Here is a 15,028-nt window from a genome sequence, read left to right on the forward strand (position 1 = left end):
AAAGAAAAAGACAGGAGGCAGACAAAAATGAAATTACGCGATCTTATCGAAAATAACGCCGTTACAGCCATAGGCGATACCGAAATAAGTTCCGTGACCGACGATACGCGCAAGGTGACTGAGGGAAGCCTCTTTGTCTGCGTAAAGGGCGGCAGCTTCGACGGACATACGGCTGCCGGGGAAATGCTGGAAAAAGGCGCGGCGGCAGTGGTCTGCGAGCGTGATCTGGGGCTGGGTGACAGACAGATACTCACCGATAATTCCAGAAAGCTCTACGGACAGATCTGCTCAGCCTGGTTCGGTCATCCCGAGCGCCGCATGAAGATGATAGGCGTTACGGGAACTAACGGCAAGACCACCATAACAAACGTTATCAAGCACATACTCACTAAAAACGGTCATAAGACAGGCCTTGTGGGTACAATACAGAACGAGATAGGGGACGAGGTGCTCCACACGGACAATACCACTCCCATGACCTATGATTTCATGCAGCTCCTGGCGAAAATGGCAGACGCGGGCTGCGAGTACGTGGTCATGGAGGTCTCATCCTTCGGACTCTGCCAGTACAGGATAGGAGCTTCACATTTTGACGTTGCGGTATTCACCAATCTTACCCAGGATCACCTTGACTACCACAAGGACATGGAGGACTACTATCAGGCGAAGAAAATGCTTTTCGATATATGCGATACAGCTATAATAAATGCAGATGATGACTACGGAAAGCGGCTTTACGGGGAGGTAAGCTGTAAAAAGCTCAGCTTCAGCGTAAAGGAAAACGCGGATTACTATGCCGACGGCATTAAGATAAAGTCCACGGGCTCCAGCTTCTGGTTCTGCAGCGGCGACAAATCCCACCTTATAAAGACAAGGATGCCGGGAGCCTTCAATGTCTCCAACATCACAGCGGCGATAGCTGCCTGCCTTGAGGAGGGGCTGTCCATCGACAGCATAATCCCTGCTATCGAGGAATACAACGGCGTCAAGGGACGCTGTGAGGTGATCCCCACAGGAAGGGACTTCACCGTTATCTGCGACTATGCTCACACTCCCGACGCCATTGAGAATGTCCTCAGGAGCGTTAAGGAGTACACCGAGAACGATCTTATATGCCTGTTCGGCTGCGGAGGAAACCGCGATGCCGCAAAGCGCCCGAAAATGGCGAAGGCGGCTGCAAAATATGCCGACAAGCTCATAGTTACCTCGGATAATCCCCGCAACGAGGACCCCGAGGCGATCATTGCTGACATACTCAAAGGTATCGAAAATTCGTCTGTAAACTACGATGTTGTGGTGGACAGACGGGAAGCTATATATCATGCCTTGAAAATTGCAGAAAAAGGTGATATAATAGTTCTTGCGGGCAAAGGCCATGAAGACTATCAGATCCTTGCCGGCATGGAACATATCCACTTCGACGAGCGCGAAGTGGTAGCTGAGGGGCTCAGACTCCTCGAGAATTAAAAACTGGAGTTGTTTTAATAAAATGTCTTTCTGGATAATCGATCTTATAACAGCACTTTTGTCATTCGTCATTGCAGGCGTTTCGGGTATCTTCCTGGTGCCCTTTCTGCACAGGATAAAATTCGGTCAGCCTATCAAGACCGAGGACGGACCCAAGTGGCACGCCAAAAAGCAGGGAACTCCCACCATGGGAGGCTTCATGTTCATCATATCCACGGTCATAACATCTATTGCAGGCTACTGGATATACAGGTGGAAAACAGGTATCGACACCACCGATAAGGACAGCTTCAAGCCCTTCTATCTGCTGCTCAGCGTTATTGTGTTCTCGGCAGCATTCGGACTTATAGGCTTCATCGACGATTACACCAAGGTCGCCAGAAAGAAAAATGACGGACTGACGCCCTGGCAGAAGATAGCTCTCCAGCTGGTATGCGGTGCAGGCTTCCTCTTCGCAGTAAGATGCTTCGGTGACAGCTCCACAAAGATAGACCTCGGATTCTGGAGGTCGCCTTCACTGGGTATATTCTACTATATACTCATGATGGCAGTCATAATCTACCTTACCAATGCGGTAAACCTTACAGACGGCGTTGACGGTCTCTGCGGCTCGGTCACATTTGTGGCGATGCTCATATTCACAGTCTGCTGCTCGATCCTGAAGCAGAACGAGATGACCTGCTTCACCATGGCTCTTGCAGGCGGCTGTCTGGGCTTCCTGCTGTGGAACCTCAATCCGGCAAAGTGCTTCATGGGCGACACAGGCTCTATGTTCCTGGGCGCAGCCGTTACAGGCGTGGGACTTATCCTCCACAAGCACCTGCTGCTACTCCTTGTAGCTCTGGTCTACATCATCGAGGCGCTGTCTGTTATGATACAGGTGCTCTACTTCAAGTACACCAAGAAGAAGTACGGAGAGGGACGCCGTATATTCAAGATGACGCCTATCCACCACCACTTTGAGATGAGCGGCTTCAGCGAGTACAAGATAGTGATAACTTTTTCGCTCTGCGGCATTATCTTCGGAGTTCTGGGCATAATCACACTGATGGTATTCTGAGAATTACGTCTGACCGTAAGGAGGAAAAATGGCGGCAACCAAAACTGAAAAGAAAAAGCGCCCTGCGATCCCGAACCCTTTTTCGGGGGGCAGGCGCGGTGATATAAGTCTGTCTTTCTTTGCATACGTAATGATACTGCTTGTAGTGGGCATAGTAATGATGTCCTCCGCAAGCTATGCGTGGGCATACAGCGAGCACGGGGGAGACGGACTTTACTACGCTAAAAATCAGGCAAAGAATGCCATCATCGGCTTCGTTGCTATGATTTTTTTCATGAAGATGGACTATCACAACTTCAAGAATCTCAAGATCCCCGTGCTGAAAAAACTCAATATCGCAGGACTTATGTATATCGTGGGCGCAATACTCCTTATAGCCGTTCTCCTTATCGGTAACGATGAGGGCGGTTCCATGGGAGCTAAAAGATGGATCGACATCGGTCCTCTGAACCTTCAGCCCTCCGAGGTGGCGAAGCTGGCACTCATCATCTTCTTCGCCTACAGCATGGAGCGTGACGGTCAGAAGATGAACACTTTCACCACGGGCATAGTCAAATACGCTGTGATACTTGGCGTCTACGTCCTGCTCATCGCCCTTGAGAAGCATATCTCCGGTATCATACTCATCGGTACTATCGCCGTTGCCATGATACTCTGCGGCGGTGTAAACAAAAAGCACTTCATCGCCCTCGGCGCAGGAGCTCTGGGATTTGCAATTGCCTATATTTCGTGGCAGGCGCAGGTACCGGGAAGCTACGTTGCGGTTCGTATCAAGTCATGGCAGAACCCCTTTGCCGATAAGCTGGGCGACACCTGGCAGACTGCAAACTCACTTATCGCCATAGGCTCGGGCGGACTCTTCGGACTCGGACTGGGCAACTCCCGTCAGAAGTATCTCTACCTCCCCGAGACCAAGAATGACTTCGTTTTCCCCATTGTCTGTGAGGAGCTGGGCTTCGTGGGAGCACTGGCTATTATAATAGTATTCTTCCTTCTCATCGTAGAGGGTTATTCCATAGCAGTCCGCTGTAAGGACCGCTTCGGTATGCTCATTGCAGTTGGTATCACCACACAGATAGGCATACAGACTGTCCTCAACCTTGCTGTTGTAAGCAACCTGATACCTAATACAGGTATCAGCCTTCCATTTTTCAGCTACGGAGGTACGGCGCTTATCATGCAGCTGGCGGAAATGGGCATCATGCTGAACATATCACAGCACAGGTACTACCCCGACGAGAAACCCAAGGAAAAAAAGAAGCAAAAGCAGCCTGAAAAAGAGCAGATCGCTGAACCAAAAGGAGCATGACCATGAGAGTACTGATAGCCTGCGGAGGCACTGGAGGACATATAAACCCCGGACTTGCCATCGCTGACATCATAAAGAAAAAATATCCCGACGCGGAGTTCCTCTTTGCAGGAACACCCAAGGGTATGGAGTCAAAGCTTGTACCCAAGGCAGGATATAAGCTTGAGACCATAAAGGTAGCAGGCTTCCAGAGAAAGATTTCACTTGAGAATATCGGAAGGAACGCCAAGGCGCTTGCCTATCTTGCCACATCGGGCAGGAGGGCTAAGCAGATAATCGAGGGCTTCAAGCCCGACATCGCCATAGGTACAGGCGGTTACGCCGCAGGTCCCGTTATCCGCAAGGCGGCAAGAATGGGCATACCTACGGCTATCCATGAGCAGAATGCCTATCCGGGCGTGACGAACAAGCTCCTCTCAAAGGAAGTGGACTACGTTATGCTCACTGTTGAGGAAGCACTGAAGTTCATGGACAAGAGCAGATTCGAGTACAGCGTTACGGGACTTCCCGTGCGAAGCAATATCAACACCATGAGCCGTGAGGAAGCCCGCAAGAAGCTGGGCTTCGACGACAGCTTCACTATTCTTTCCTTCGGCGGAAGTCTCGGTGCAGGCTGTATCAACGAGACTATGACCGAGGTCGTGAAATGGCACACAGGTAAGAAGCTTCCCATCAACCATATACACGGCTACGGCGGAATGGGCAAGGACAGCTTCCCTCAGGCAATGAAGGAAGCAGGCATACCGCTTAAATCCGACAGGCTCCGTATCACTGAGTACATAAATGATATGGACGTTTGTCTTGCTGCGGCTGACCTGGTCATCTGCCGCTCGGGAGCTTCCACACTTGCGGAGCTTGAAGCCGCAGGAAAGGCTTCCATACTCATACCTTCACCTATCGTTGCAGGCAATCACCAGTACCACAACGCAATGGTGCTTGGCAAGGCAGGCGCTGCGGTAGTCATCGAGCAGAAGGACGTTACCAATGAACGCATGATTGCTGAGATCGAAAAGCTGTACAATGACAGGGAAAAGGTGAAGGCTATGTCTGAAAGCGCGGCAAAGCTCCATCTTACCGATACCAATGACAGAATACTGGAAGTAGTCGCAAAGCTTATAAAGAAGGCACAGAATGGAAACGGGTAAGAAAGTGAAAGTGGCAGGTACTGTCCTCAATGTGTACACCGAGGGCAGCGGCAGTCCCACTATCGTGTTTCTTTCAGGAGGCGGAGTTACCTGCCCTGTGCTGGAATACAAGCCAATATACCGCAGAATGTCGGGAAGCTACAGGATAGCTGTGGTGGAAAAGGCAGGCTACGGCTTCAGCGGAGCCATGAAGACTCCGCGTACAGTAGAAAATCTGGTCAGCGAGGACAGGGAAGCCCTGCGCAGGGCAGGCATCGAGCCGCCCTATGTGCTTGCTGCTCACTCCTATTCGGGACTGGAGACAGTCTACTGGGCAAACAGTTACCCCGATGAGGTGAAAGCAGTTCTCAGCATAGATATGGGAGTTCCCGACTATGCAGTATTGCAGGCTGAGGAGGTCCCCGACGAAAAGAGGGACAAGCTCCTTGCAAAGCAGCACAGACTGCTGAAGACCATAGCTAAAGGCGGGCTGCTGGCTAAGCTTTTCAGAAACAAGACCGAGAATGTCTCGGGGCTCCTCACTGGCAATGAGCTTACCGACGAGGAGAAAAAGATATACCGTCAGCTCTTCTATAAGAACATCGCCAACAGCGAGTATATCGAGGAGTCACGGCTCATGACCGCCAACGCGGAAGCCGCAGTGAAGACGGGATATCTGAAATGCCCCTGCTGCTTCTACATAAGCGACATGAAGGGCATGAGCAAGCAGAAAACATGGCGTCAGGCAGGCGTTGAATACGCTGAAAAATGCGGCGCCGAGATACATCTTTCAGATAAGGGACACATGATGTATACCCGTATCCCCGACGAGATGTCGGAGACCTTTCTGAAATTTCTTGCTGCGCACGGGATAGGCGCAGAGTAACAACACATCAGTCCACGGCATACAATACATAAAAATGCTGTGGGGTGATGAAATGCAGAAATTCATAATAAATGGCGGCAGGCGGCTGAGAGGCGAGCTTGCCCTCCAGGGCAGCAAAAACAGCTCACTGCCGATAATGGCGGCGGCTCTGCTTTGCCGCGGCGAGTGTACGCTGCACAGCTGTCCCAGGCTCACCGATGTTTATGCAGCTTCGAGGATACTCAACTGCGTGGGCTGTCGGTGCAGCTTTTCCGATAACACGGCGGTGATAAACGCCGAAACAGTTGACAGGACACAGGTCTCGGAGGAGCTTATGCGCGAAATGCGCTCCTCCATAATATTCATGGGAGCCATGCTGGGCAGAGCAGGGGAGTGCGTAGTAAGCGTCCCCGGAGGCTGCGAGCTGGGCCCGAGACCCATAGATATGCACCTTGCCGCACTGAGAAAAATGTCAGTTGAGATACGCGAGAGCGGCGGCAGCATCATTTGCAGGGCGGTCTGCGGCAGAGCAAAGGGTGCTAAAATATCCCTTGCCTTTCCCTCTGTGGGAGCCACCGAGAACATCATTCTCTGTGCGGCGACTGCTGAAGGTGAGACGGTGATAAACAATGCTGCCCGTGAGCCGGAGATATGCGACCTCTGCGGCTTTCTGAGAGCCTGCGGAGCAGACATAAAAGGCGACGGTGAGAGCCGTATCATAATAAGAGGAAAACAACAGCTCCACGGCTGTGAATATACAATAATGCCCGACAGGATAGTCGGAGCCACCTATCTTTCCATGGTAGCTGCGGCAAAGGGCGAGCTTATACTTACCAATGCCTGCGTCCAAGAAATGGAGCCCTTTTTATCGGTGCTGGAACAGACGGGATGCAGTGTATATACATCTGAAAACAGGATCTATCTGCGCAGCGGTACACGGCTGAGAGCGGTGAAGGAGAGGATAAGGACAATGCCTCACCCGGGATTTCCCACTGACGCTCAGGCGGTGCTTATGGCTGCACTTTCACTTGCTGACGGTACCAGCATTTTCGAGGAGAACATCTTCGACTGCCGCTACCGCCACACAGACGCTCTTGTGAAAATGGGAGCGGATATAGAGGTGCTCGGCAAGGTCGCCGTGGTCAAGGGGGTCAGCTCTCTGTGCGGAGCCAATGTGGCGGCAACTGACCTGAGAGGCGGAGCTGCTATGGTGATAGCAGGGCTCTGCGCCGAGGGAACTTCCGTTATCACCCGTATCTGTCATATTGACAGAGGTTATGAAAATATGGAGGAAGCTGTAAGACTTCTCGGCGGAGATATGCGCCGGGTCTGAGGCCGAAGGAATTGGAGAAGGTATGAAAGACGTCGAAAAAACCAGTGTGGAAAGGCAGAACAGCCGAAAGCGTATAAGACGCCGCAAAAGAATGAAGAATGTCTACGGACTTGTAGTGCTTCTTCTTGTTCTGACTGCGGGAATAACCATAAGCTATACTTTCCTTTTCAATATCAACGAGATAAGGGTCTCGGGAGAGTCGGATATGTATTCGGCTGAAGAGATCGTTATGGCTTCGGGAATAAATGAGGGAGACAATCTTCTAAGGCTTGACTGCAAAAAAAGCGAGCAGAAAATACTTGACGAACTGCTGTATGTGGAGACTGCGAAGGTGGAGCGCGACTTCCCCTCATCTCTCAATATCACAGTGACCAAGTGTATACCTGCATTCAATGTGCAGTACAGCGACGGCACCCTCCTGGTAAGCAAAAAGGGAAAGATACTGGCGGATAACGGCTTCATAACCGACGGACTTCCTATCATATACGGACTTGAGCCCGCTGAGATAACCACGGGAAGACCTGTAGCCTCTGCCAATGAGCATAAGAACGAAGCTTTTGCGGAGATAATCGCAAGTATGGTCGCAAAGAGCGACAATAATATAATGTCGGTGGACCTCAGCGACGAGCACTCCATCATCGTGAACTACAAGAACGATATGATCTTCAAGATGGGCAACTGGAACGATGTTGAGTATAAGCTTGGACTCGCTGACACGGTAATGAACGATGAATCCGTAAAGGGCAAGAAGGGCTATCTTATGATGGTGGGCACAAATCAGTGCAGCTTCAGGGACAGCACTCTTCCTGCGACAGCCATAGAGCCTACAACTGCTCCAAAGACCGATGAATACGGCAACCCCATAGAGGAGATCAACGAGCACGATCCCGATATTGAGGCGAAATTCAGTGAGATAAACAACAGCCGTACAACGACTATAGTTACAACAGTCACCGAAGCGGTTCCCGAATGGAACGGCGGAGAGGACTACAATAACGGCTATGATGACGGAAGTCAGTGGGACGGCGGCTACGATAACGGATATTACGACGAAAACGGCTATGCAGACAACGGCTACTCTGATAACGGAAATGACGAAAATAATCAGTGGTAACTGCCTGATGTGTGCAAAATGCTGATTGAGACCTCTTTGTAATTGTACAATTCGCTGAAAATAAAAAAAATTTTGTTTACGCTTGAAAAAAATGCTTCTATATGCTAAAATATAAAGTGTATTTATAGAGTGATATATAAAATTGATAAATTTAGGATAATAAATAGTAGGAGGAGTTCAAATGTCAGATTTCAATTATGAGGAAACACTCGAACCCGATGTTAATATAAAGGTCATCGGTGTTGGCGGCGGCGGCGGAAACGCTGTAAACTGCATGGTGGATTCGGGTGTCAATAATATAGAATATATAGCTATAAACACAGACGCAAAGGCTCTTAACAAGTCCAAGGCTACTACAAGGATACCGATCGGTGCCAAGCTCACAAAGGGCAGAGGCGCAGGAAACAAGCCCGAGATCGGTCAGCGCAGTGCCGAGGAGAACCGCGACGAGATCGAGACACACCTCAAGGGTGCTGACATGATCTTCATAACAGCAGGTATGGGCGGCGGAACAGGTACAGGTGCTGCTCCCGTTGTTGCTAAGATCGCCAAGGAAATGGATATCCTCACAGTTGCTGTCGTTACAAAGCCCTTCCTCTTTGAGAGAGAGCAGAAGATGGCTCAGGCTGAGAGAGGTATCGCAGAGCTGAGAAAGTATGTTGATTCACTTATCGTTATCCCCAACGAGAGACTTCTCGTAGGCCTCGATAAGCCCCTTACAATGATGCAGAGCTTCGCACTTTCAGACGACGTTCTCAAGACAGGTGTAAAGAGCATTTCCGACCTTATCGTTGAGGAAGGCTACATAAACCTTGACTTTGCAGACGTTTCCACTATCATGAAGGACGCAGGCTATGCTCACATGGCTATCGGTCACGGTACCGGCAAGGACAAGGCAAGAGACGCTGCAAACGCAGTTATCTCCAGTCCTCTTCTCGAGACATCTATCTCCGGCGCAAAGAGACTCCTTATCAATATCGCTATGTCCGAGGATATTCTTTCTTCCGATGTCGATGCAGCTACAAAGATGATCACAGATACAGCTGCTGAGGGCGTTGAGTTCATCTTCGGTACAGCATTCAAGGAAGATATGCAGGATGAGATGACTATCACAGTTATCGCCGCAGGCTTCGATGATGATGATGCTCCCGCTCCTTCAACTATTGAAGAGTCAAATCCCGAGGAGGACATCATTCCTATCGACAACCCTCTTATCGATGAGTTCGGCTTCGGCGGAAACAGCAGCCCTGCAAAGCCTGCTTCTTCTTCAAGCCAGGATTACGACCTTGACGATATTTTCAAGATGCTCGGCAACTGATAAAAGCAAATACAAGCGGTCCGTATGGGCCGCTTTTTTGTTTGTGTGGAGATAAAAGCCGGGAAATCCCTTCCGGCGTTGCTGTTCTTTGTGCAGTCTTGATACTGTTTTTCTTTATACTATTTATATTATGAAAGTTTTACTAACTAAACAAATCTAACATTATAAGTTAAACAGATTTACTGATATTTTAACACTTAGTATATTTTTTACTGTTTTTATAGTAAATTGCACTAAAATCAGTTCAAATTTTCTACATTTGGGTAGTTGAAATAATATATTTAATATGTTATAATTTATGTAAGGCATAATCATTGGAACCTGTATTCGTGGGCTGTGAAGGCTTTTTTATATGCAAATTCACCAAAACGGACCTTCACAGAAACTGAGTATGGGTTCTTATTCCTTAATTTTTTACCTCGGTGCTACCGAGGGGAACGGAGTGTAACCATGGGCGAACAGTCACCAACAGTATTAAGAGAAACCAAGATGGGTCAAAGAGGTTTCGTAAAGGAAGATGTTATTACATACCTTGACGAACTCAATTCAAAGATCGTTGCTCTCGAGGACGAGCTTAAGGCTTCAAAGGAAGGCGGTGCTTCTGACCCTCAGGAGGTTACAAAGTACAGAAATCAGGTGGAGAACCTTCAGGAGAAGCTCAATACCTCCAATAACGCTCTCAGAGCTGCTAAGAAAGAAAACGAAGAGCTCCAGAAGACCATTGCTCAGCTGAAGGCTGCCGGCGCAGGCGCAGGCGGTGCTCAGGCTGCTGCTGCACTGGAAGCTGCTAAGAAGGAAATAGAGACACTTAAGGAACAGCTCAAGGCTTCAGAGGCCAAGGCTGCTGCTTCGGGAAATAACGCACAGGCTAATGCTCAGACAACTGCTGCTCTTGAGGCTGCTAAGAAGGAGATCGAGGATCTCAGAAACAGACTCAAGGCTGCTGAGGCTAAGGCTGCATCAGCCGGTGCTGCTATCGCTGCCGGCGGAGCTGCTGAAGGCGAAGTCGCTAAGATCAGACAGGAGCTTGCTAAGATCACTGAAGAGCTCAATAATAAGAATAAGGACCTTGTTGCTAAGACTAAGGAACTGGCTGATAAGGACAGCAAGATCGCTGAACTCACAAAGAAGAGCGATGAGTCCTCTAAGATCAGCGAGACTATCGCAAAGAAGGACGAGGAGATCAAGGCTCTCAACGAGCAGATCACCAAGCTCAAGGAAGAGTCTACAGATCCTATCGCACAGATGGGTGCTATGTTCGCTGAGGCTCAGAAGAATGTTAACCAGATCAAGAATCAGGCTAAGATGGACGCTGAGGCTGTTACCAAGGAAGCTAACGATAAGGCTGCTCAGATCCTCAAGGATGCTAACACCGAGGCTGAGAAGGCTGTTGCTAACGCAAACGCTGCTGCCGAGGCTTGCATAAAGGAAGCTAACGACCAGGCTAAGAACACTGTCGATGAGGCTAATACTCATGCAGACAAGGTAAACCAGATGTCCAAGACTGTTCGCGAAATGCTCCTTACAGAGATCGAGAGCGTAAACAGCAAGTTTACAGATATTGCTTCTGTACTCAATAACCTGACAGGTCAGTGCTCAAGCAGAATGAACGAGGCTCAGAACATCATCGGCGAGGCTCGCAAGACAGTTGACGTTGCAAAGTCCGAGAACAGCGTAAAGAAGGCTGAGGCTCCCAGAGCTGAATTCAACCCTTCAAAGGCTCCCAAGGCTGACATCACAGAACTGCCCTCAGCAAAGCCCTCAGATAACAGTGATCCCTTTGCTAACGTAGGCAACTTCAATAACGCTAACAAGAATAACAATAATAACAACAACAACAATAATAATAACAAGCCCGCTCAGGCTCCTGCTCAGAACCAGCAGCAGAATAACAAGCCTGCACAGGGCAACAAGAGTGCAAACTTCAACTTCGATATGGCAGAGCTTCTCAAGGCTGCCGAGGAAGAAGCTGCAAAGGAAAACTAATTACCGACAAATTTACCGACTCTCTTCGGAGTGATCCGAGGAGAGTCGGCAATAAAATCATTTGTATGGAAAAATGCGGATTGTTGGGTGGATATCTTGCTTGATTTTGATCACGATTTGAATGAACTTAACAGCAAAACGGACGAGGAGCTGGCTGTGCTCGGTAAGACCGACAAGACTGCTGCTGCTGTTCTGATATCACGCTTTTCAAGACTTGTTTTTATAAAGTCGGAGATCTTCGCTGCTTCGGAATCAGACTGCGATGACCTTCATCAGGAGGGAATGATGAGCCTTCTGAAGGCTATTGATGCGTTTGATCCGAAAAAAGGCGTTAAGTTCTCTACCTTTGCCGAGGTATGTATCGTCAATCGTATGAGGACGCTGTCCAGAAGATCGGTGAAGGATCTGTCCTATACCGAAAGGATCGACGAAGACGAGGCTGAGGATATACTGTCTGTGGAGGAAACTCCGGAAAGCATTTATTTTTACAAAGAGTTTTTTTCCGGGCTGTGGAAGACTATATGCTCGGTGCTGTCTCTCACGGAGCTTAACGTTCTCACACTGTGCGTACAGGGGCTCAGCTATAAGGATACTGCGGAAAAGCTGGGAATGACCGAAAAGTCAGTTGATAACGCCATGCAGCGTGCGAGAAAAAAGATTCGTGCGGTGATGCACGATACAAATTAAAAGATGACCGTGTAGCTCAACCCAGAAGAGCGTTGTTTTACAAAGATGTGGGTGGAAATCCGACCGTGGTCGAAAAAATTTAAGCGAGGTATTGTACTATGTACGAAGACAAGACATTAGTTTGCAAGGAGTGCGGACAGGAGTTCATTTTCTCCGCAGGCGAACAGGAATTTTATGCAGAGAAAGGCTTCGTGAACGAGCCCCAGAGATGCAAATCATGTCGTGACGCCAGAAAGAATGCAGGTAAGGCTGAGCGTGTAATGTACACAGCAGTCTGTGCTTCATGCGGCGGCGAGGCAAAGGTTCCTTTTGAACCCAAGGAAGGAAGAGCTGTTTACTGCAGCGACTGCTTCGCAAAGATGAACGAGGCATAATTAATGAGACCGAAAGCACAGTCGGAAACGGCTGTGCTTGGTTTTGTTTATGCGTACTGCTATGCAGTGCGCTATTTTACTGTAGATGAGGTGCAATATGCTTGATAACAGACTGAATAGGATCGCTGAGCTGGTCAGCGGAAATGGTATTGCTGTTGATGTGGGAACGGATCACGCCTACCTCGCGGCGGAGCTCATTAACAGCGGAAAGTGCAGCAGAGTCATTGCCTCCGATGTGAAGGAGGGACCTCTTGACTCTGCAAGAAATACAGTGGAGAAGAACGGCATACAGGACAAGGTGGAACTTGTGCTGTCCGACGGACTGGAGAATGTGTCTCTTGACGGCGTTTCCGATGTTGTCATTGCAGGCATGGGCGGCGAGACCATTGCTGCCATAATCGATGCCGTTAAAATTGATTCAATAGATAAAATGAATATCCGCTGGGTGCTCCAGCCTATGACAAAGCCCGAGATCCTCCGAAGAAAGCTCTATGAGCATAACATGGAGATAACAGGGGAGTATGTAGCTGAGGAAGGCGACAAGCTGTATGTTATTATGACTGCGGAGTATTCCCCCTTCCCGAGAAGACTGACCGAGGCAGAGTCTGTCTGCGGATTTTTCGATGATGAGGACGAGACTGCAAAAAAATACCGAAAACGTGAAGCCGAAAGACTTGAAAAGGTCGCCGACAGTCTTGAAAAGCCGGGCAGAAGCTACGACGCTCAGCACCACAGAGCCCTTGCACAAAAAGTTATAAACGGTATCGGCGTTGAGTATATAGATGACGTTATCAGCTATCTTGACGGTCTCTATCCCTTTGCTGCACAGAAGAAATGGGATAACTCGGGTTATCTTGTGGAAAGCTCCGAGCAGGAGTGCAGCAAGGTGCTTCTGAGCCTTGATATTACTTCCGAAGCCGTGGCAGAGGCGGATCTGAAGTGCGCCGAGCTTATTATTTCACATCATCCCGTTATTTTTGAGCCACGAAGGAGCGTAAAGTGCAGCGATCCTGTCTACAAGCTTATCGCAAGCGGTATCGGAGCTGTTTGTATGCACACAAATCTGGACATAGCTGACGGCGGCACAAACGGCGTTATACTGAGAAAACTCAGCAGCAAATTTGAGCTCTGCGGCGAGCCTGAGCCCTTTGAGGAGCTTGGGGGCGGAAACAGTCTGGGCTGGATAGTGACGCTTAACGAGACTGTCACTGCTTTGGAGCTTGCGGCAGTCTGCAAGGAGCTCTTTGACTGTGCCTATGTGAGAACTTCACGCAACAGCAATAAGCTTGTGTCGAAAATTGCGTTTTGTTCCGGTTCGGGAGGCTCAATGCTGGGACTTGCCCGTGAAAAAGGCTGCGACGCTCTCATAACAGGTGACGTTAAGCACGATGTATGGATAGATGCCAACAACTATGACATAGCCCTTCTGGACTGCGGACATTTTCAAACCGAGAACATCGTTCTTGAGGAGCTCCGCCGCGTACTTGAGGAGAAGTTCCCGCTTCTTGATGTTGAGATCGCAGAGGCTTCCGTTGATCCCTGCTGCTATGTCTGAGGTGCGGATATGAGCGTATTTATATGTCCTGTGTGCGGACAAAAGCTTGATATATCGGGAAATTCTTATATCTGCCCAAATAGACACAGCTTCGACAGGGCAAAGAGCGGTTACGTAAATCTGCTGCTGTCGAAGCACATGGGCAAGACTGTTCACGGCGACAACAAGCTCATGGTGCAGGCGAGGAGAAACTTCCTGGACAAGGGCTATTACAAGCCCCTGTGTGACGCTCTGTGTGCTGCTGTAACAGAGCATTTCGGCGGCGGTACTATTATTGACGCAGGCTGCGGCGAAGGCTACTACACAGGCGCAATAATTGAGCAGTTAAAGCACCGCGAAATTGCTGCGGAGGTGTGCGGGATCGACATATCAAAAGCAGCTGTTGAGTACTGCGCCAAGCGTTGTAAAGACGCTGAACTGGCTGTGGCAAGCGTTTTCCACATACCTGCGGCGGACAGCTCCTGCGATATGCTGGTGACACTTTTTGCTCCCTACTGCGGAGAGGAGTTCCGCAGAGTGCTGAAAAAGGGCGGTATCATGATAATGGCGATACCCTCGGCAGACCACCTCTGGGAGCTGAAGCAGGCAGTGTACGATACCCCCTACAAGAACGAGGTGAAGCCCTATGAGCTTGAGGGCTTTGAGTTCCTTCGTGCACAAAAAGTCACATATGAAATGGAGCTTGAGTCCTCCGAGGACATCATGGCACTGTTTTCCATGACGCCCTACTACTACCGCACGGGACGGTATCAACAGGAGCGCCTTGCTAAACTGGACAGCCTCAGCACAAAAGCTGACTTTGAGCTGTTAGTATATCGCAATATTTGATTAGATTG

The 15,028-nt window shown here is 49.4% G+C and carries 13 protein-coding genes; all 13 read left to right on the plus strand.

Translation table 11 applies throughout. The annotated features are described in order from the left end of the window. The first annotated feature begins 27 nt into the window (after positions 1–27). The 13 genes from T488_RS0112670 to T488_RS0112730 all read left to right on the plus strand — a co-directional run bounded on the left by T488_RS0112670 (position 28) and on the right by T488_RS0112730 (position 15,020). Complete coding sequence (locus tag T488_RS0112670) at positions 28–1,467, plus strand: UDP-N-acetylmuramoyl-L-alanyl-D-glutamate--2,6-diaminopimelate ligase (protein WP_028521122.1); 1,440 nt, start codon at positions 28–30, stop codon at positions 1,465–1,467. A gap of 22 nt (positions 1,468–1,489) precedes the next feature. Further along, positions 1,490–2,527: a phospho-N-acetylmuramoyl-pentapeptide-transferase gene (gene mraY, locus T488_RS0112675; RefSeq protein ID WP_028521123.1), complete on the plus strand. Its 1,038-nt coding sequence runs from the start codon at positions 1,490–1,492 to the stop codon at positions 2,525–2,527. 28 nt (positions 2,528–2,555) lie between these two features. Beyond that, positions 2,556–3,836 carry an FtsW/RodA/SpoVE family cell cycle protein gene (locus T488_RS17955; protein ID WP_037298041.1) on the plus strand — a complete coding sequence of 427 codons (1,281 nt, stop codon included), beginning with the start codon at positions 2,556–2,558 and terminating at the stop codon, positions 3,834–3,836. A 2-nt stretch (positions 3,837–3,838) separates the two neighbouring features. Continuing rightward, complete coding sequence (gene murG / locus T488_RS0112685; RefSeq protein ID WP_028521124.1) at positions 3,839–4,981, plus strand: undecaprenyldiphospho-muramoylpentapeptide beta-N-acetylglucosaminyltransferase; 1,143 nt, start codon at positions 3,839–3,841, stop codon at positions 4,979–4,981. Further along, positions 4,968–5,846 (plus strand): alpha/beta hydrolase, encoded by an 879-nt coding sequence (locus T488_RS0112690; protein ID WP_028521125.1) that lies wholly within the window; start codon positions 4,968–4,970, stop codon positions 5,844–5,846. Before murG ends, T488_RS0112690 begins: the two co-directional genes overlap by 14 nt. 52 nt (positions 5,847–5,898) lie before the next feature. After that, positions 5,899–7,158 carry a UDP-N-acetylglucosamine 1-carboxyvinyltransferase gene (gene murA / locus T488_RS0112695; RefSeq protein WP_028521126.1) on the plus strand — a complete coding sequence of 420 codons (1,260 nt, stop codon included), beginning with the start codon at positions 5,899–5,901 and terminating at the stop codon, positions 7,156–7,158. Positions 7,159–7,180: 22 nt separating this feature from the next. Next, a complete protein-coding gene (locus tag T488_RS0112700) occupies positions 7,181–8,272 on the plus strand; it encodes a cell division protein FtsQ/DivIB (protein ID WP_051536469.1) in 1,092 nt (363 codons plus the stop codon). Between the two features lie 181 nt (positions 8,273–8,453). Beyond that, positions 8,454–9,590 (plus strand): cell division protein FtsZ, encoded by a 1,137-nt coding sequence (ftsZ, locus tag T488_RS0112705; protein ID WP_028521128.1) that lies wholly within the window; start codon positions 8,454–8,456, stop codon positions 9,588–9,590. Positions 9,591–10,079: 489 nt separating this feature from the next. Continuing rightward, the gene (locus tag T488_RS0112710; RefSeq protein WP_242838343.1) at positions 10,080–11,576 is read left to right on the plus strand and encodes a hypothetical protein; all 1,497 of its coding nucleotides are present in this window, start codon (positions 10,080–10,082) and stop codon (positions 11,574–11,576) included. Between the two features lie 87 nt (positions 11,577–11,663). Beyond that, complete coding sequence (locus T488_RS0112715) at positions 11,664–12,263, plus strand: sigma-70 family RNA polymerase sigma factor (protein WP_242838344.1); 600 nt, start codon at positions 11,664–11,666, stop codon at positions 12,261–12,263. 98 nt (positions 12,264–12,361) lie between these two features. Next, the gene (locus T488_RS0112720; protein WP_028521131.1) at positions 12,362–12,637 is read left to right on the plus strand and encodes a zinc-ribbon domain containing protein; all 276 of its coding nucleotides are present in this window, start codon (positions 12,362–12,364) and stop codon (positions 12,635–12,637) included. A 97-nt stretch (positions 12,638–12,734) separates the two neighbouring features. Then, positions 12,735–14,192 carry a Nif3-like dinuclear metal center hexameric protein gene (locus tag T488_RS18960; RefSeq protein ID WP_051536470.1) on the plus strand — a complete coding sequence of 486 codons (1,458 nt, stop codon included), beginning with the start codon at positions 12,735–12,737 and terminating at the stop codon, positions 14,190–14,192. A gap of 9 nt (positions 14,193–14,201) precedes the next feature. After that, a complete protein-coding gene (locus T488_RS0112730; RefSeq protein ID WP_028521133.1) occupies positions 14,202–15,020 on the plus strand; it encodes a putative RNA methyltransferase in 819 nt (272 codons plus the stop codon). Positions 15,021–15,028: the final 8 nt, after the last annotated feature.

This window comes from Ruminococcus flavefaciens ND2009, assembly GCF_000621785.1.
GTDB lineage: Bacteria > Bacillota > Clostridia > Oscillospirales > Ruminococcaceae > Ruminococcus > Ruminococcus flavefaciens_C.